This window comes from Gardnerella sp. c11Ua_71 (assembly GCF_055818025.1).
Genome location: NZ_JARFVR010000005.1, coordinates 200,523 through 216,380, shown reverse-complemented (window position 1 = coordinate 216,380; position 15,858 = coordinate 200,523). Strand labels below are relative to the sequence as shown.

The following is a 15,858-nucleotide window of genomic DNA, read 5'->3' as shown; positions in this document are numbered from 1 at the left end:
CTTTTTAAAGAATTTTCCCAGACTTTTCTCAGGAAACTACTCGAACAAGAACACTAACACTATAAAACCATTGAAAAATCAACATTCCACACAACCCACACACGCAACACGCCGACACCACACCAACACAACACCTACTATCCCGCGTTTGTTCCCTTTTTTAGCAAATATGACAACAAATGCGGGCAAAAAGAAACGAAAGCAAGAACATTTTCCCGAGATTGTTTACGTATTTGGCGATTTTGGAAACAAACGCGGGATAAAAGAAACAAACGCATGCAAAAATACACAAACGCAAACAAAAAGGGCTTCTAGCCAATCGCTAGAAACCCTGCTTGCGGATGAAGCGAGATTTGAACTCGCGGAGGGTGTAACCCTCACACGCTTTCGAGGCGTGCTCCTTAGACCGCTCGGACATTCATCCATTTTGCGCAAACTGCAAAACGCAGAAAGAAACGCAACTTTTCAATTGTAAACCAACCCTAGAATATACACAAATTTGTGTTGAGAATTTTGCAAACAATCAATCAAGTTCTTCAAGAGTTCGACGAGCGCGAATCGCATTAGCCCTAACTTCAAGTTGATCTTTCGGAGGATATTCAACATATTCCAAAGTCAAACCATTAGCCGCAATAGGACCAGTAGATCCTTCTCGAATCGGATTTTCAATCTTATCCTTAAACCAGTCAACGGAACGCTTACCGCAACCAACTTGTACACAAGCTTGAACAAGAGAACGAACCATATTATGTGCAAACGCATCAGCAACAATAGTAAACTCAATCAAACCATGCTCAATAGGCGGAATATTGCCAGTTGATCTAGAAACAATATCCGAACCAACAGACGCGCAACCATCCAAACAAACGCGATTCCAAACCGCTTTTTTAACACAGCGAATCGTAGTTCCACCAGGATTTGGACGAGCAAAAGACCCAAAATCATGCAAACCAACAATCATCTGTGCTGCCTGATTCATAGAATTGACGTCTAAATCGTAATCAATTTGCAACACAAAACCACGCATACGCGGATCCAAATTCTCGCGATTTGCCGCATCACTAATCCTATACACGTATGTGCGATCAAGCGCAGAAAAACGAGCATCAAAACCGCTTGGTGCAATTCTTACACTGTGAATCGAAATATCTTTAGGCAAAACCCCACGAAGCCTATATTCTAAAGCTTTTACAGGCGTCAAATTTGTGTGACCAACACAATTTTGTAAAATATCATCTTCTACATCTAAATGACAAACCTGATAAGAAGCATGAACGCCAGTATCCGTGCGCCCAGCAACTGTTAGTCGAAGCGGAAAACAGGAATCGCCATCATGCACACGCAAAACTTTATATAAAGCGTCTTCCAAAGTGCCTTGCACTGTTCTTAAATTCGGCTGCCTAGCCCAACCGTAAAAATCACCGCCATCATAAGCTAAATCCAAACGAAGACGCATCAAAAAAACCTTCCAAAACAATTATTATAAAAACCGAATATTAGTTGCCCTAGTCGCCAGACTGCAACAATAATCTTTTCAATTCTTATGTTCTGCTCCACCAACACCAGTAAACGCACTCATAATATTACGAATTAACTCATAAGTCTTTGAATCCATATGCGTTGCTATGCTCAATATTTTCGGCAAAAGCTCAGACCAATGCGCAGAAATCTCGTCAAAAGTCGGATATCCTAAGCTAGTTAAAGCGTTGTAAACACTATCGATTCTGCGTTTTCTTTCTTCGAAAGGCAAATTCAACATCCAATCATTAGCAGCTTTAGAAACAGCAAGTGCACGCGGAGTTACATGATCACAATAGTCAAAATCTCCATCTTTAACCTGCCAATACATGCCAAAATGTTGCATCAATCCAATAGAATCAGCAAGCGTAACCTTATACGGTACGCCAGTATCCATAATCAATCCAATAAAAGCAGATTGTGGAACGACTTTTTCAATCCTGGAAACAACGCGAGAAAAAACCTTTGGATCAACAACATCCGAGCCAAAACTAGGACCGTCCATAGAATAAATTTTACTGACAAGATCACCAAGTTGTTGATTTTCTGCATCCAAACGCATTGCCGCATATGCAGCCATATTCCCGCCTTTTGAATGACCCACAACAAATATTTTAGGATTATCACTTAAATCGCAATCATTGCTATTTTCTAGATTGCTATTCTTATTATCGCTATTTTCTAGATCGACCTTATCCAGATCGATATTCTTAAAATCACTCTTCTTATTAAACAAATTCGCGAAATAATCGGCAACACTGCTACAAATCCCACGAATACCGCCACTTTTGCAAGAATCTTTACACGCGCGCCTAGATATAGAGAGCAAATATTCTGCAGCAGACTCTTGAGCTGGAACTGGGCAGCGAAAAGCCATATTAAAATCTTCCTTCCACCCAACAAGAGTGTTATCAGTCCCCCTGAAAGCAACAACAAAACATCTATAGCCAATACAATCAGTCAAATCAAAAGTAACTGCAGCAAACTGCTGTTCACACGAATCATCAACCTTCGACTCATCAAAACGCTCAAGAACCTCGCCGACTCGCATTCCCCTATATCGCGGACTAGCTGCAACAGCGAGAAGAAGACTCTTACGAAAATCATCAACTTTAGCTGAACCAGAGCTAAACATTGAAGAAAAATCCTCACCGCGAAGCAATTCGCTTAAAGGAACGGTTGCTAGTGCGTTAGAATCGTCATTATACTTTGGAATCGATTCAGGCATGCAAACATACGCCAACTCGCATAAAATAAGCGAATCTACGGCGTTGAATTTTCTATCTTTAAAGTTAGTAAAATCGTTATTCACTAAATCGAGAATATTTGTCATATTTCAATAATAATTGATACCAGATATAGAAAAGATATATCAGATATAGAAAAACGGGCTGGAGATAAAACTCCAACCCGTTCAATAAATCTAAAACACGACGACTACTCGTCGAAAGATTTACTTACCGATGCATCAAGATGCTAATCTAAGCTACTCGGCTGCTTCTTCTTTAGCAGCAACTTTAGCAGCAGACTCAGCTTCCTTAACGACAGCCTTCTTTGGGCTTACTGGCTCAACAACAAGCTCAATAATAGCTTGTGGAGCAGTATCACCACGACGAGGAGCCATCTTAACGATGCGGGTATAGCCACCTTCACGCTGCTTCATCTGCTCAGCAATTTGAGTGAAAAGCATGTGAACAACGGACTTATTGCGGATCACGCGCAACACACGGCGGCGCGAATGCAAGTCGCCACGCTTAGCGAATGTTATCAAACGCTCAGCAAGTGGACGAAGACGCTTTGCCTTTGGCAAAGTAGTCACAATACGACCGTGCTGGAAGAGGCTAGTAGCCATGTTGGCCAGCATCAGGCGCTCATGCGCTGGGCTAGAAGCCAGACGAGGCCCTTGTTTCGGTGTAGGCATTATTACTCCTTATTGTCGCAGAATTCAGGTGGGCAAAAACCCGAACATCCAAAAACCACGACGATTGGCGGTGGACTGTTTACTCGTCTTCTGGCGAGAAGAACGTGCCACCTTCGAGATTATTGGCGTCAAAGCCAAGCGGCGAGGCCTTAAGAGACAATCCCATAGACTGCAATTTCTCTTTAACCTCATCGATGGATTTCATGCCGAAATTACGAATATCGAGCAAATCCTGCTCAGTGTGTACTACCAGCTCACCAACAGTGTGGATTCCCTCACGCTTCAAGCAGTTGTAGCTGCGCTGCGTAAGATTCAAATCCTCAATCGGAGTAGCCATCTGAGAATCAACTTCTCCCATGACTGGAGCTGGACCAACTTCAACACCTTCTGCATCGACGTTAAGCTCACGGCAAAGACCGAAAAGCTCAACCAAAGTCGAACCAGCAGATGCAACTGCATCTCGTGGTGTAATAGCTGGCTTAGTTTCCACATCCAGGATGAGCTTATCGAAGTCCGTGCGCTGTTCCACGCGGGTAGCTTCGACCTTATAGCTCACCTTCAAAACTGGTGAGTAGATCGAATCCACTGGAATGCGACCGATTTCGCTGTTTTCCTGCTTGTTCATCTGAGCAGGTACATAGCCACGACCGCGCTCCACGGTGAACTCAATTTCAAGCTCACCATCTTCAGCAAGTGTAGCGATATGCATCTCTGGATTGGCAATAGTGACGCCAGCAGGAGGAGTAATATCTCCAGCTGTTGCTTCACCCTTGCCGCTCTTGCGAAGATACATCACTACTGGCTCGTCATACTCACTTGTAAGTACGATACCCTTAATGTTCAGCAGGATTTCAGTGACATCCTCTTCAACACCTGGCAGAGTCGTGAACTCATGGAGAGCACCAGAAATGCGTACCGAAGTTACGGCAGCACCTGGAATGGAGCTCAATAGGGTACGACGCAGCGAATTGCCGAGCGTGTATCCGAAACCTGGTTCCAACGGCTCAATTGTAAAGCGAGAACGCTGGGGATTCAGTGATTCCTCGGTAAGTGTTGGACGCTGTGCGATAAGCACTTTTGTATCCTTTCAGCTTCTGGTCGGTGGTGCACTCGCCGCCCATAAGCGGGTTGGATGGATGGATTCGTAAGAGTGCTCAGACGCGGCGACGCTTTGGTGGGCGAACGCCGTTATGCGCTTGTGGGGTGACGTCGGTAATAGAACCGACTTCAAGACCCGCGGACTGAAGGGAACGGATAGCGGTTTCACGACCAGAACCTGGACCCTTAACAAACACGTCGACCTTCTTCAGGCCATGTTCCATTGCCTTACGAGCAGCAGACTCAGCAGCCATACCTGCAGCGTAAGGAGTCGACTTGCGGGAACCCTTAAAGCCGACATCGCCACCGGAAGCCCAAGAAAGGACTGCGCCCGATGGATCGGTGATGGAAATAATCGTGTTATTGAATGTTGATTTAATATGCGCCTGCCCAACCGGTACCGACTTGCGGTCCCGGCGACGCGGCTTGCGCGAGGCTTGCTTTGCAGCTGCCATTGACCCTCGTTTCCTAATGACGAATTAGTTGGTATGTCTAGGCGATGAGAATTAACTCGTGGCCTAGAGCCGACCACCGACTACTATCTGGTGGCCTTCTTCTTCCCGGCGACAGTACGCTTCGGACCCTTACGAGTACGAGCATTAGTCTTAGTACGCTGACCACGCACAGGAAGACCCTTGCGATGACGCTGGCCTTGATAGCAGTTGATCTGAATCTTACGACGAATGTCTGCATCGATTTCACGACGCAAATCGCCTTCAATCTTATAATTAGCTTCAAGATAATCACGCAAAGTGATTAACTGTTCATCCGTAAGATCCTTGACGCGAGTATCCGGATTAACACCGGTCGCGGCAAGCGTTTCCTTAGCGCGAGTACGGCCTACACCAAAAATGTAGGTGAGGGCAATCTCAATGCGCTTCTCATTGGGAATATCTACTCCGGCAAGACGTGCCATTGTAATTCCTTTACTATTACGCAGGTCGTGCACCAAGTCTCCCGCAATCCTGCGGCCTGGGCCTGCGCACCCAGGGTTCAGCTTTAGCTGCGACTTAGCGCCTTATCCTTTATCTTCGCGGTGGGGATCCACTCAGCCCTGACGCTGCTTATGACGTGGGTTGATGCAAATCACCATGACGCGACCGTGACGGCGGATCACGCGGCAATTTTCGCAGATCCTCTTCACGCTAGGGCTGACCTTCATGGTTTTCCTTTGCTTGTACCTTTACTTATAGCGGTACGTAATACGACCACGGTTCAAATCATAAGGGCTCATCTCCAGCACAACACGATCTTGAGGAAGAATACGAATATAATTCTTACGCATCTTTCCAGAAATCGTAGCCAGTACAATGTGCTCGTTCTCAAGCTGAACGCGAAACATCGCGTTTGGCAGTGCTTCAACTACCGTGCCTTCGACTTCAATCACACCGTCTTTTGCCATGAGCCTCGTTCCGTTCCTTGGACGTACTACTTTACGTATCCGAAGACACGCCAATCTTCTATGATACAGTAAATGCGCCCAATACAACACTCGGCGTGTCGCAAAAGGCGCATTATAAATACGAGAAAATCTAAATTTTAAATAAATCTCATACCAAAGACTCAACTATGCGATTGTTGATTTCAGCAATATCGCCAACACCATCAACCTCAACAAGCTGACCACGGCTTTCATAAATATCAAGAAGAGGAGCAGTTTCCTTCTCGTAAGTTTCCAAACGAGTAGCAATTACCTCAGGAGTATCATCTGAACGACCCTGCTCAATTGCGCGCTTCTTCATACGCTCAAGCAAAACCTCACGCTCCGCTTCAAGAGCAACAACGTGATCCAAAGGAGTACCAAGCTCCTCAAGCATAAGATCCAAAGCCTTAACCTGAGACGCATTACGTGGATATCCATCAAGAATCCAGCCATTCTTAGCATCATCCTGAGCAAGACGATCCTTAACAATGCTATTTGTCAATTCATCTGGAACAAGCTCACCCTTATCAAGATAACCCTGAACCTTCTTACCAAGCTCCGTTTGATTCTTCAAGTTGTAACGGAAAATATCGCCAGTAGAAATAGCAGGAATCCCATAATGCTCTGCAAGCAAAGCAGCCTGAGTGCCCTTACCAACGCCCTGTGGTCCCATAATTAGCAATCGCATATTAATCTCCTTGTTTCTTTATGCTCCATCGCAAATCTTAACAACAAAACCTATCTAGTAATACTATTTAGCAACTTGCTTACTATCGTTATGATCAAACAAGAATCCAGCATATTGGAACTGCTCGGTCTGAGCCTTGGCTTGACGCAAAGTATCCAAACCAACACCTGCGATAATAAGAATCGTAGTACCACCAAATGGAAGCTTCATATTAAGGTGCAAAGACATAATCAAAACTGTTGGAATCAACGCTACGAATAGCAAATAGACAGCACCAACAGTGTTTAATCTATTCATGACATAGCTAAGATAGCGACTTGTAGCACTACCAGCACGAATACCTGGAATAAAACCGCCGTATTCCTTCATGTTATCTGCAGTTTCATCTGGATTAAAAGTAATCTCAGTGTAGAAGAAGCAGAAGAACACAATCATAACTGTGTACAAGGCTATGTACCACACAGAAGTAGAGTTTGCTAAATTGGCATTAATCCAACGCACCCAATCCTTACGACTATCACCGAACTGAGCAAGAAGAGTTGGAATAGCAAGAATCGAGGATGCAAAAATTGGTGGGATAACACCACTCATATTGACCTTAAGAGGTAAGTATGTAGAAGAACCGCCATACATCTTACGACCAATCATTCGGCGCGTATACTGTACAGGAATTCTACGCTGAGCAAGCTCCACGAAATCAACAAAAATAAGAATTACAAGCAGAACGCCACCGACAATAGAGAACTTGGTCCAATCGCCATTAGTACCATTGGTTCCCCAACCAATTTCCCACAGCTTTGGAAGGAAGCCAGAGCAGATAGACATGAAGATTAACACTGACATGCCCTGACCAATACCCTTATCCGTAATAAGTTCTGCCATCCACATGATCAAACCAGTGCCACCAGTCATAATCAAAACCATAACCAGTAAGCTCCACATAGAGCCATCTGGAATAACCTGACCACACTGATAATTAAATAGTGCACCAGAACGTGCAGTAACCAAAATGGTTGTGGACTGTAAAATTGCCAAGCCAATAGTCAAATAACGAGTGTACTGAGTAAGCTTTGTTTCTCCAGACTGACCTTCCTTGTGAAGAGCCTCAAAACGAGGAATCACAACCCTAAGCAGCTGAATAACAATAGACGCCGTAATATAAGGCATAACGCCCAATGCAAAAATAGACAGCTGCAAAAGCGAACCACCAGAGAACAGGTTCACCAAACCAATAAAGTTTTCACTAGAAGAGGCAAGCTTAGCTGTGCAAGCACGTATAACTTTGTAATCAACGCCAGGAATTGGAATAAAGGAACCAATTCTGTAGATGATAATCATTGCGAAGACGAAGAGGATCTTATTCCTCAACTCCTTCGTCCTGAAGGCCTGGATTAACGTTTTCACCTGGGTCTTCCTCCCTTTTTTGCGCTACGATCTAGGCGCAACAGTAAAAAAACAAACTCTGAGGCAATAGTTTATATCACGGTGCATACCGATACAGTCATTCCGTGAGTTTAGACAATAAAAAATAATCCCTCCAGCCAAAACTAGAGGGATTATTAAACAGTCAAATCACTGCGTTAATTAGCATTATCAGCTGAGTACATTACTCTTCGCTAACAGAGCCACCAGCAGCTTCAATCTTGGCCTTAGCAGATGCAGAAGCTTTAACTCCCTTAAGAGTCAAAGCAACCTTAAGATCGCCATCACCCAAAACCTTAACTGGGTAACCATCACGCACAGCGCCCTTAACTACCAAATCAGCAACAGTAACTTCGCCACCATTTGGGAAGAGCTCTTCGAGGGCTGCAACATTAACAACCTGGAACTCTTTCTTGAATGGGCTCTTAAAGCCACGAAGCTTAGGCAAACGCATGTAAAGTGGAAGCTGGCCGCCTTCAAAGCCTGGACGAACTTGGTAACGCTTCTTCGTACCCTTATCGCCACGACCCGAAGTCTTACCCTTAGAGCCTTCACCACGACCCACGCGAATGCGATCCTTCTTAGCTCCTGGAGCTGGACGCAACGTGTGCATGTGCAACATTGGTTCTTCATTAGCCATAATCAGTCAACCTCCTCAACGCTCAGCAAGTGGCGAACGGCCATAACCAAGCCACGATTGACTGGATTGTCCTCGCGAACAACGCTCTGGCCAATCTTGTGAAGACCGAGAGTTTGAACGTTCGCGCGCTGACGCTCGGTGGAATGAACCAAACCGTGCACCAGAGTGATCTTCAAGTTAGCCATCACTCACCATCCTTTGCTTGGGCAGCCTTAGCAGCCTGAGCTTCTTCACGAGCCTTGCGAGCTTCGGCAATGCCTGCAGCGCGCTCACGAAGCAATGCGTCTGGTGCAACTTCCTCGAGGGAAAGTCCACGACGAGCGCAAATCTCCTCTGGCTCTTCAAGCTTCTTCAAAGCATCCACAGTAGCGCGAACCACGTTAACAGCGGTTGCAGAGCCCATGGACTTGGTGAGGATATCGGTAATGCCAGCGCACTCCATAACAGCACGCACAGCGCCACCAGCAATTACACCAGTACCTGGAGCAGCTGGACGAAGCAAAACTGTGCCAGCAGCATCGTGACCCAACACAGGGTGGGTTACGGTACCACGAATACGTGGAACAGTGAACATATGCTTCTTAGCATCAAGCTGACCCTTAGCGATAGCTGCTGGAACTTCGCGAGACTTACCGTAGCCAACACCAACAGTGCCCTTACCGTCGCCAACAACAACAAGTGCTGCAAAGCTAAAGGTACGACCACCCTTGTGAGTCTTGGAAACACGGTTAATAGTAACTACGCGATCCAGAAGCTCTTCGCCGCGGTTTTCTTCACGACGGTTACGACGCTCTCCGCGCTTACCTTCGCCCTTAGAGCGACGGGAACGGCGATCGTCAGTACGCTCCTCGGCGGATGCCTGAGTGTTCTGAGTTTCTTCAGCCACTTGGGTTTCCTTTTCGTTATCGCTCACAGTGCTAGACCTCCCTGACGGGCGCCTTCAGCTACTGCTGCGACGCGACCATGATACTTATTACCGCCACGATCGAAGATTACAGCGGTAATACCCGCTTCCTTCGCCTTGGCAGCGATTAACTCGCCAACCTTGGTAGCAGCTTCAGTCTTCGTACCAGTAAAACCAGCGAAGTCAGAAGTCAAGGTGGAAGCGCTTACAAGGGTAAGACCCTTAGTGTCATCCACAATCTGAGCAACCATGTGACGGTTAGAACGAGAAACTACCAAACGTGGGCGCTCTGGAGTGCCAGAAATGCGCTTACGAAGACGGGCGTGACGACGCAAACGCGCGACTTTGGTACCCTTACCGAAAATCTTAACGCTCATATCACTTACCAGCCTTTCCAGCCTTGCGCAAAATACGCTCATCGCTGTACTTAATGCCCTTACCCTTATAAGGTTCTGGAGCACGCAGCTTGCGAATGTTAGCGGCAGCCTGACCAACGGCCTGCTTGTCAGTACCCTTGACGATTACCTGATTTGCGTTTGGCAATTCAAACTCAATACCCTCAGGTGGCTGAACGGTAATAGTGTGAGAATATCCGAGTGAGAACTCAATGCCCTTACCCTTCATCACAGCACGATAACCAGTTCCAACAATGTCCAAAGTCTTGGTGTAGCCTTCATGCACACCCTTAACCATGGACGCTACGATTGCACGAGCCAAACCGTGCTTTGCACGAGTTGGACGCAAATCATCAGCTGGGGTTAAAACGATCTTGCCATCAGCAACTTCAGCGGTAATACCTTCTGGAATTACATAGGAATCAGAACCCTTAGCGCCCTTAGCACTAAAGGACTGACCTTCAATCTTTACTTCCACGCCTGCAGGAATGTCGACGGGGAGCTTACCAATATGCGATGCCATTTTCAGCTCTCCTTTCTCACCATACGTAGGCGACGATTTCGCCGCCAATGCCTCTGTCGAGGCATTCCTTCTGAGTCAACAATCCCGAGCTGGTCGAGATAATAGCGATACCGAGACCACCAAGAGGCATAGGCAAAGAATCAGACTTTGCGTAACGACGCAAGCCTGGCTTAGAAATGCGCTTGATGCCCTGGATGGAACGCTGACCATTGGAGCCATACTTTAATGTGACTTCCAAAGTCTGTCCAACCTTGGCTTCCTTAGCAGCAAAGTCTTTAATATAGCCTTCACGCTTCAGAATCTCGGCGATATTCGCCTTGAACTTGGAGTACGGCATTTCCACGGTATCGTGCTTTGCCGCGCTCGCATTACGCAGACGTGTCAACATGTCTGCGATAGGATCTGTCATTGTCATGTTGGGCTAACGCCCTTTCTCGCCGTGGTTTCCACCGCCTGTTTTAGTTATTCTTAAAGCAGTGGACCTTCAGCGTCGATATTTACCAACTGGACTTCGTAACACCCGGCAACTCACCGCGATGTGCCTTTTCACGAAGGCATACACGGCACAGACCGAACTTGCGATACACGGAGTGAGGACGACCACAAACCTGGCAACGCGTATAAGCGCGCACCTTGAACTTCGGCTTAGCGGCCGCCTTGTTTTTCAGAGCGGTTTTTGCCATATCAGTTCTCCTTGAATGGGAAACCGAGGTGCTTAAGTAGCGACTTCGCTTCCACATCGTCCTTGGTGGTGGTCACCACGGTGATGTCCATACCACGCTGATGATCAATCGAATCAGGATCAATCTCGTGGAACATTGACTGCTCCGTAAGACCAAAGTTATAGTTACCCTGACCGTCGAACTGGTTGCCATTAATACCACGGAAATCGCGGATACGTGGCAAAGCCAGAGTGAGCAAACGATCCAAGAATTCCCACATACGATCACCACGAAGAGTTACGTAAGCGCCAATAGCCTGACCTTCGCGCAAATGGAACTGCGCAACAGACTTCTTAGCCTTAGTAACCTTTGGCTTCTGACCAGTGATCAAAGTGAGATCCTTAATCGCACCTTCGATAAGCTTGGAATCGCGAGCTGCAGCGCCAACGCCCATAGAGACGACGACCTTCTGCAAACGAGCCACCTGCATAGGATTAGTGTGGCCAAATTCCTTTTCCAAAGCTGGAACGATTTGATCATTGTATTGCTGCTTTAAGCGCGGAGTTGCCGGCGCCTCAACTGTAGTATCGGTCATGCCAGCTCCTTTCCGGACTTCTTAGCTACACGCACGCGCACGGTCTTTACTTTGCCGTCGCGAGCTTCTTGCTTAACAATCACGCCCACGCGGGTTGGTTGCTTGGTCTCTGGGTCAATCACCATAACGTTAGAACGGTGAATTGGAGCCTCAACAGAGACGATGCCTGCCTGCTGACCCTGCTGGGTAGCACGCACATGCTTCTTAACAACCTGAACACCCTCGACGATCAAACGGTCTTCGGCGAGTACACGAAGTACTTTGCCTTCCTTACCGCGATCCTTGCCGCGGATAACCTTTACCTGGTCGCCGGACTTAATCTTGGCTACCATCTCAGATCACCTCCGGGGCGAGGGACACAATCTTCATGAAGCGCTTATCACGCAATTCACGACCGACTGGTCCAAAGATACGAGTGCCCTTTGGTTCACGGCCAGAGCCGAGAATAACAGCGGCGTTCTCGTCGAACTTAATATAGGAACCATCAACACGACGATGTTCCTTGACAGTACGGACGACGACAGCTTTAACTACGTCGCCTTTCTTGACCGACCCGCCAGGAATAGCATCCTTAACGGAGGCGACGATGATGTCGCCGATGCCGGCATAGCGTCGCTTCGATCCACCGAGCACGCGGATGGCAAGCAATTCCTTAGCACCCGTGTTGTCGGCGACATGAAGCCGCGTTTCCTGCTGAATCATTGATTCTCCTTAGTCGAGCTGGTTCTCCCCGCTCACCCGTACCTACTAAACAACAGGCACAGGTGAAGCGCGGAGCCTTGCTGAACTTGTTTACTTGGCGCGCTCGATAATCGAGTCGAGACGCCAACGCTTGGTCTTGCTCAAAGGCCGAGTTTCCATGATACTCACGAGATCGCCAATATGCGCCTCATTGTGTTCATCATGTGCCTTGACCTTGCGTGTGGAGCGGACGACTTTACCGTAAAGTGGGTGTGTCGAACGCTGCTCCAGCTCCACGGCAATTGTCTTGTCCATGGCCTCGGACACGACGTAGCCGCGACGAACCTTGCGGAAGTTGCGCTCTTGGTTCTCAGCCATGCTTACTTCTCCTTGACCTCAGTGGCGCCAGGCTCTTGGCTGATGCCGAGTTCACGCTCACGCAGGATAGTATACATCCTGGCTATGTCGTGCTTGACCGCCTTGAGGCGAGCGCTGTTTTCGAGTTGACCAGTTGCTGCCTGGAAGCGCAAGTTAAAAAGCTCTTCCTTAGACTTCTTTAAGAAGCCTTCGATTTCAGCATTAGTCTTCTCGTTTAAATTCTTGATGGTGTAGTCTGCAGTTCCGACTGGCATCAGATGTCACCGCCTTCACGCGCAATAACACGGCATTTCATTGGGAGCTTGTCGATAGCGCGGCGCAAAGCCTCGCGAGCGACGTCCTCAGAAACACCACCGATCTCGAACATTACACGACCTGGATGGATGTTAGCAATCCAGAATTCTGGAGCGCCTTTACCGGAACCCATTCGTGCACCAAGCGGGTGCTTGGTTAATGGACGATCAGGGAAAACCGTAATCCACACGCGACCACCACGCTTAATATAGCGGGTCATTGCGATACGGGCTGCCTCGATCTGACGGTTAGTGATGTACGCCGGAGCCAGCGCCTGAATACCGAAATCGCCGAAAGCGATAGCGGTTCCACCCTTAGACATGCCGCTACGGGTAGGACGGTGCTGCTTGCGATATTTAGTCCTTTTTGGGATAAGCATCTGCTCACTCCTTCGTTTCCGTTGCGGCAGGAGCTTCAGCAGCTGCAGCTTCAGCTGGCTTCTCAGCCTGTGCTTCGGCAGCCTTCTGCTGGTTGGCAGAGCGTGCGCCACGACGTGGACGACGATCGCCACGGCGACCTTCACGCTTACCCTGCTGGGCCTGCTGCTCTTCGAACTCACGCTCGGTCATATCACCCTTATAAATCCATACCTTTACGCCGATACGGCCGTAGGTAGTCTTAGCTTCAAAGAAGCCGTAATCAATAAGGGCACGCAGGGTCTGCAGTGGAACGCGACCCTCACGATAGAACTCAGAACGGCTCATTTCGGCGCCACCAAGACGACCAGAGAGCTTAATACGGATACCCTTTGCACCTGCGCGCATTGCATCCTGCTGTGCTTTACGCATAGCGCGACGGAATGTAACGCGATTGGTTAACTGTTCCGCAATTCCCTGAGCAACCAATTGAGCGTCAAGTGCAGCATTCTTCACTTCGAAAATGTTGAGCTGTACTTGCTTACCAGTGAGCTTCTCAAGCTTTGCACGAACACGCTCGGCTTCTGCGCCACGACGACCGATAATAATACCTGGACGAGCGGTGTGAATATCAACACGAACGCGGTCACGAGTACGCTCGATAACGATGCGGGACACGCCTGCACGTTCGAGGTCATGGCTCATTTCCTTGCGAATCTTGTCATCCTCAAGGACGAAGTCACGGTAACGCTCGCCGGCTTTAGTAGAATCAGAGAACCACCTAGAGCGATGATTCTCGGTAATGCCCAGGCGATAGCCGAAAGGATTGATCTTCTGACCCATCTTTAGCGATCCCCTTCCTTAAGCGAGACGATAACAGTGATATGGCTTGTGCGCTTGTTAATGCGCGCAGCGCGACCTTGTGCACGAGCGCGGAAACGCTTAAGCGTTACACCCTCATCCACATAGGTTTCCTTGATGACCAAGTCTTGCTCACGGAATGGTTCTCCAGCCTTTTCAGCCTTAACGCGAGCGTTAGCGATCGCGCTTTCAAGAACCTTACGCACTGGTAAAGATGCGTCCTGAGGAGCAAACTTCAAAATGGTAATAGCTTCGCTTGCACGCTTGCCTCGGATGAGGTCGACCATGCGGCGAGCCTTGCGCGGCGTCACACGTACGTGACGAGCGATTGCTTTAGCTTCCATGTGTCCTAACTCTCCTTTAGCGGCGTGCTTTCTTGTCGTCCTTCACATGACCCTTGAAGGTCTTGGTTGGGGCGAATTCACCGAGCTTATGACCAACCATTGCTTCGGTAACGAATACCGGCACATGCTTGCGGCCATCGTGTACGGCAAAGGTGTGTCCAATGAAATCAGGAGTGATCATCGAACGACGCGACCACGTCTTGATGACGTTATGCGTGCCCTTGTCGTTTTGTTCGTCGACTTTCTTCTGTAAGTGGGCGTCGACGAAAGGGCCCTTCTTGATGCTACGAGTCATCTGTTCGACACTCCCTTACTTGCGGTTCTTACCATTCGGACGACGACGAACAATCATCTTGTTCGAAGCCTTCTTCGGACGGCGGGTACGAACCTCGCCCTTGCCCCATGGAGAAACAGGTGGTTTACCACCACGGGTACGACCACCATGAGGGTGATCAACAGGGTTCATAGATTCGCCTCGGGTGATTGGCCTGCGACCAAGCCAACGAGCACGACCTGCCTTACCAAGCTCGATATTAGCGTGGTCAGAGTTGCCAACCTCGCCGATTGTAGCGCGGCAACGAGCGTCCACGTTACGAATTTCGCCAGATGGCATACGCAACTGAGCGTAAGCGCCATCCTTAGCTACGAGCTGAACGGCAGCACCTGCGGAGCGTGCAATCTTTGCGCCACCAAGTGGACGAAGCTCGATTGCGTGCACCACGGTACCAGTTGGGATGTTCTTAAGAGGCAAGTTGTTGCCTGGCTTAATATCAGCCTGGGCGCCAGTCTCAATAACATCTCCCTGGGAAATGCCTTCAGGAGCGATAATGTAGCGCTTCTCACCATCTGCATAATGCAACAATGCGATGCGAGCGGAACGATTAGGGTCATACTCAATATGAGCAACCTTTGCTGGCACGCCATCCTTGTCCCAACGCTTAAAATCGATGAGACGATACTGACGCTTGTGTCCGCCGCCGCGATGGCGGGAAGTCATGCGACCGTAAGAGTTACGACCGCCAGTTTTGCTGAGTTTGCGTACCAACGACTTTTCAGGAGTGGAACGCGTAATCTCGGAGAAGTCCGAAACGGATGCGTTACGACGTCCTGCAGTCGTAGGCTTATAAACGCGGATAGCCATAATGTAGTATTCCT

Annotated in this window: 27 protein-coding genes and 1 tRNA gene; all 28 read right to left on the bottom strand. The window is 48.3% G+C overall.

The window, feature by feature from the left end; translation table 11 throughout:
- Positions 1–338: 338 nt before the first annotated feature.
- A tRNA-Ser gene (locus P0106_RS05830) sits at positions 339–424 on the bottom strand.
- A gap of 99 nt (positions 425–523) precedes the next feature.
- Complete coding sequence (gene truA, locus P0106_RS05825; RefSeq protein WP_048730660.1) at positions 524–1,456, bottom strand: tRNA pseudouridine(38-40) synthase TruA; 933 nt, start codon at positions 1,454–1,456, stop codon at positions 524–526.
- 78 nt (positions 1,457–1,534) lie between these two features.
- On the bottom strand, positions 1,535–2,851 hold the full coding sequence (locus P0106_RS05820; protein WP_174160434.1) for an Mbeg1-like protein: 1,317 nt from the start codon (positions 2,849–2,851) through the stop codon (positions 1,535–1,537).
- 153 nt (positions 2,852–3,004) lie between these two features.
- Entirely contained in the window at positions 3,005–3,439 is a 435-nt protein-coding gene (gene rplQ, locus P0106_RS05815) for a 50S ribosomal protein L17 (RefSeq protein WP_004114389.1), read from the bottom strand.
- Positions 3,440–3,518: 79 nt separating this feature from the next.
- A complete protein-coding gene (locus P0106_RS05810) occupies positions 3,519–4,514 on the bottom strand; it encodes a DNA-directed RNA polymerase subunit alpha (RefSeq protein WP_004114387.1) in 996 nt (331 codons plus the stop codon).
- A 79-nt stretch (positions 4,515–4,593) separates the two neighbouring features.
- Complete coding sequence (gene rpsK / locus P0106_RS05805) at positions 4,594–4,992, bottom strand: 30S ribosomal protein S11 (protein ID WP_004105468.1); 399 nt, start codon at positions 4,990–4,992, stop codon at positions 4,594–4,596.
- Between the two features lie 83 nt (positions 4,993–5,075).
- On the bottom strand, positions 5,076–5,453 hold the full coding sequence (gene rpsM, locus P0106_RS05800) for a 30S ribosomal protein S13 (protein WP_004105472.1): 378 nt from the start codon (positions 5,451–5,453) through the stop codon (positions 5,076–5,078).
- Positions 5,454–5,585: 132 nt separating this feature from the next.
- Complete coding sequence (rpmJ, locus tag P0106_RS05795) at positions 5,586–5,699, bottom strand: 50S ribosomal protein L36 (protein WP_003842636.1); 114 nt, start codon at positions 5,697–5,699, stop codon at positions 5,586–5,588.
- A 21-nt stretch (positions 5,700–5,720) separates the two neighbouring features.
- Positions 5,721–5,939 carry a translation initiation factor IF-1 gene (infA, locus tag P0106_RS05790; protein ID WP_004105485.1) on the bottom strand — a complete coding sequence of 73 codons (219 nt, stop codon included), beginning with the start codon at positions 5,937–5,939 and terminating at the stop codon, positions 5,721–5,723.
- A gap of 148 nt (positions 5,940–6,087) precedes the next feature.
- Complete coding sequence (locus P0106_RS05785; RefSeq protein ID WP_004114385.1) at positions 6,088–6,648, bottom strand: adenylate kinase; 561 nt, start codon at positions 6,646–6,648, stop codon at positions 6,088–6,090.
- 63 nt (positions 6,649–6,711) lie between these two features.
- Positions 6,712–8,052 (bottom strand): preprotein translocase subunit SecY, encoded by a 1,341-nt coding sequence (gene secY, locus P0106_RS05780; RefSeq protein ID WP_004116039.1) that lies wholly within the window; start codon positions 8,050–8,052, stop codon positions 6,712–6,714.
- A 202-nt stretch (positions 8,053–8,254) separates the two neighbouring features.
- A complete protein-coding gene (gene rplO / locus P0106_RS05775) occupies positions 8,255–8,710 on the bottom strand; it encodes a 50S ribosomal protein L15 (protein ID WP_004114381.1) in 456 nt (151 codons plus the stop codon).
- A 2-nt stretch (positions 8,711–8,712) separates the two neighbouring features.
- Complete coding sequence (rpmD, locus tag P0106_RS05770) at positions 8,713–8,895, bottom strand: 50S ribosomal protein L30 (RefSeq protein ID WP_004114379.1); 183 nt, start codon at positions 8,893–8,895, stop codon at positions 8,713–8,715.
- Positions 8,895–9,623: a 30S ribosomal protein S5 gene (gene rpsE / locus P0106_RS05765; protein WP_004114377.1), complete on the bottom strand. Its 729-nt coding sequence runs from the start codon at positions 9,621–9,623 to the stop codon at positions 8,895–8,897. Before rpsE ends, rpmD begins: the two co-directional genes overlap by 1 nt.
- Complete coding sequence (gene rplR, locus P0106_RS05760) at positions 9,620–9,991, bottom strand: 50S ribosomal protein L18 (protein WP_004114376.1); 372 nt, start codon at positions 9,989–9,991, stop codon at positions 9,620–9,622. Before rplR ends, rpsE begins: the two co-directional genes overlap by 4 nt.
- A 1-nt stretch (position 9,992) precedes the next feature.
- Positions 9,993–10,532: a 50S ribosomal protein L6 gene (gene rplF / locus P0106_RS05755; protein WP_004114374.1), complete on the bottom strand. Its 540-nt coding sequence runs from the start codon at positions 10,530–10,532 to the stop codon at positions 9,993–9,995.
- Between the two features lie 16 nt (positions 10,533–10,548).
- The gene (gene rpsH, locus P0106_RS05750; protein WP_004114372.1) at positions 10,549–10,947 is read right to left on the bottom strand and encodes a 30S ribosomal protein S8; all 399 of its coding nucleotides are present in this window, start codon (positions 10,945–10,947) and stop codon (positions 10,549–10,551) included.
- Positions 10,948–11,029: 82 nt separating this feature from the next.
- Entirely contained in the window at positions 11,030–11,215 is a 186-nt protein-coding gene (locus P0106_RS05745) for a type Z 30S ribosomal protein S14 (protein ID WP_004114370.1), read from the bottom strand.
- A gap of 1 nt (position 11,216) precedes the next feature.
- Positions 11,217–11,789: a 50S ribosomal protein L5 gene (rplE, locus tag P0106_RS05740; RefSeq protein WP_004114368.1), complete on the bottom strand. Its 573-nt coding sequence runs from the start codon at positions 11,787–11,789 to the stop codon at positions 11,217–11,219.
- Positions 11,786–12,121 (bottom strand): 50S ribosomal protein L24, encoded by a 336-nt coding sequence (gene rplX / locus P0106_RS05735; RefSeq protein WP_004114367.1) that lies wholly within the window; start codon positions 12,119–12,121, stop codon positions 11,786–11,788. Before rplX ends, rplE begins: the two co-directional genes overlap by 4 nt.
- Before the next feature lies 1 nt (position 12,122).
- Positions 12,123–12,491 (bottom strand): 50S ribosomal protein L14, encoded by a 369-nt coding sequence (gene rplN / locus P0106_RS05730; protein WP_004114366.1) that lies wholly within the window; start codon positions 12,489–12,491, stop codon positions 12,123–12,125.
- Positions 12,492–12,581: 90 nt separating this feature from the next.
- Positions 12,582–12,848 carry a 30S ribosomal protein S17 gene (rpsQ, locus tag P0106_RS05725; RefSeq protein WP_004114365.1) on the bottom strand — a complete coding sequence of 89 codons (267 nt, stop codon included), beginning with the start codon at positions 12,846–12,848 and terminating at the stop codon, positions 12,582–12,584.
- Positions 12,849–12,850: 2 nt separating this feature from the next.
- A complete protein-coding gene (gene rpmC / locus P0106_RS05720) occupies positions 12,851–13,102 on the bottom strand; it encodes a 50S ribosomal protein L29 (protein ID WP_004105502.1) in 252 nt (83 codons plus the stop codon).
- Positions 13,102–13,521 (bottom strand): 50S ribosomal protein L16, encoded by a 420-nt coding sequence (rplP, locus tag P0106_RS05715; RefSeq protein ID WP_004114362.1) that lies wholly within the window; start codon positions 13,519–13,521, stop codon positions 13,102–13,104. Before rplP ends, rpmC begins: the two co-directional genes overlap by 1 nt.
- 4 nt (positions 13,522–13,525) lie before the next feature.
- On the bottom strand, positions 13,526–14,341 hold the full coding sequence (gene rpsC, locus P0106_RS05710; protein ID WP_004114360.1) for a 30S ribosomal protein S3: 816 nt from the start codon (positions 14,339–14,341) through the stop codon (positions 13,526–13,528).
- Positions 14,342–14,343: 2 nt separating this feature from the next.
- On the bottom strand, positions 14,344–14,703 hold the full coding sequence (gene rplV / locus P0106_RS05705) for a 50S ribosomal protein L22 (protein ID WP_004114358.1): 360 nt from the start codon (positions 14,701–14,703) through the stop codon (positions 14,344–14,346).
- A 16-nt stretch (positions 14,704–14,719) separates the two neighbouring features.
- Entirely contained in the window at positions 14,720–14,998 is a 279-nt protein-coding gene (gene rpsS / locus P0106_RS05700; RefSeq protein WP_004114357.1) for a 30S ribosomal protein S19, read from the bottom strand.
- 15 nt (positions 14,999–15,013) lie between these two features.
- Positions 15,014–15,844 carry a 50S ribosomal protein L2 gene (gene rplB / locus P0106_RS05695; RefSeq protein ID WP_004114355.1) on the bottom strand — a complete coding sequence of 277 codons (831 nt, stop codon included), beginning with the start codon at positions 15,842–15,844 and terminating at the stop codon, positions 15,014–15,016.
- Between the last annotated feature and the right edge of the window lie 14 nt (positions 15,845–15,858).

Excerpts from the sequence above, each read along its gene's own strand:
- rplQ (WP_004114389.1), bottom strand. The coding sequence starts at position 3,439 with ATGCCTACACCGAAACAAGGGCCTCGTCTGGCTTCTAGCCCAGCGCAT.
- rpsS (WP_004114357.1), bottom strand. The coding sequence starts at position 14,998 with ATGACTCGTAGCATCAAGAAGGGCCCTTTCGTCGACGCCCACTTACAG.
- rpsQ (WP_004114365.1), bottom strand. The coding sequence starts at position 12,848 with ATGGCTGAGAACCAAGAGCGCAACTTCCGCAAGGTTCGTCGCGGCTAC.
- rplE (WP_004114368.1), bottom strand. The coding sequence starts at position 11,789 with ATGACCGATACTACAGTTGAGGCGCCGGCAACTCCGCGCTTAAAGCAG.
- rplV (WP_004114358.1), bottom strand. The coding sequence starts at position 14,703 with ATGGAAGCTAAAGCAATCGCTCGTCACGTACGTGTGACGCCGCGCAAG.
- truA (WP_048730660.1), bottom strand. The coding sequence starts at position 1,456 with ATGCGTCTTCGTTTGGATTTAGCTTATGATGGCGGTGATTTTTACGGT.
- infA (WP_004105485.1), bottom strand. The coding sequence starts at position 5,939 with ATGGCAAAAGACGGTGTGATTGAAGTCGAAGGCACGGTAGTTGAAGCA.
- rplF (WP_004114374.1), bottom strand. The coding sequence starts at position 10,532 with ATGGCATCGCATATTGGTAAGCTCCCCGTCGACATTCCTGCAGGCGTG.
- rplP (WP_004114362.1), bottom strand. The coding sequence starts at position 13,521 with ATGCTTATCCCAAAAAGGACTAAATATCGCAAGCAGCACCGTCCTACC.
- rpmD (WP_004114379.1), bottom strand. The coding sequence starts at position 8,895 with ATGGCTAACTTGAAGATCACTCTGGTGCACGGTTTGGTTCATTCCACC.
- P0106_RS05820 (WP_174160434.1), bottom strand. The coding sequence starts at position 2,851 with ATGACAAATATTCTCGATTTAGTGAATAACGATTTTACTAACTTTAAA.
- rpsC (WP_004114360.1), bottom strand. The coding sequence starts at position 14,341 with ATGGGTCAGAAGATCAATCCTTTCGGCTATCGCCTGGGCATTACCGAG.
- rpsH (WP_004114372.1), bottom strand. The coding sequence starts at position 10,947 with ATGACAATGACAGATCCTATCGCAGACATGTTGACACGTCTGCGTAAT.
- rpsM (WP_004105472.1), bottom strand. The coding sequence starts at position 5,453 with ATGGCACGTCTTGCCGGAGTAGATATTCCCAATGAGAAGCGCATTGAG.
- rplX (WP_004114367.1), bottom strand. The coding sequence starts at position 12,121 with ATGGTAGCCAAGATTAAGTCCGGCGACCAGGTAAAGGTTATCCGCGGC.
- rpmJ (WP_003842636.1), bottom strand. The coding sequence starts at position 5,699 with ATGAAGGTCAGCCCTAGCGTGAAGAGGATCTGCGAAAATTGCCGCGTG.
- rplR (WP_004114376.1), bottom strand. The coding sequence starts at position 9,991 with ATGAGCGTTAAGATTTTCGGTAAGGGTACCAAAGTCGCGCGTTTGCGT.
- rplN (WP_004114366.1), bottom strand. The coding sequence starts at position 12,491 with ATGATTCAGCAGGAAACGCGGCTTCATGTCGCCGACAACACGGGTGCT.
- rplO (WP_004114381.1), bottom strand. The coding sequence starts at position 8,710 with ATGGCTAATGAAGAACCAATGTTGCACATGCACACGTTGCGTCCAGCT.
- rpmC (WP_004105502.1), bottom strand. The coding sequence starts at position 13,102 with ATGCCAGTCGGAACTGCAGACTACACCATCAAGAATTTAAACGAGAAG.
- P0106_RS05785 (WP_004114385.1), bottom strand. The coding sequence starts at position 6,648 with ATGCGATTGCTAATTATGGGACCACAGGGCGTTGGTAAGGGCACTCAG.
- P0106_RS05745 (WP_004114370.1), bottom strand. The coding sequence starts at position 11,215 with ATGGCAAAAACCGCTCTGAAAAACAAGGCGGCCGCTAAGCCGAAGTTC.
- rpsK (WP_004105468.1), bottom strand. The coding sequence starts at position 4,992 with ATGGCAGCTGCAAAGCAAGCCTCGCGCAAGCCGCGTCGCCGGGACCGC.
- rplB (WP_004114355.1), bottom strand. The coding sequence starts at position 15,844 with ATGGCTATCCGCGTTTATAAGCCTACGACTGCAGGACGTCGTAACGCA.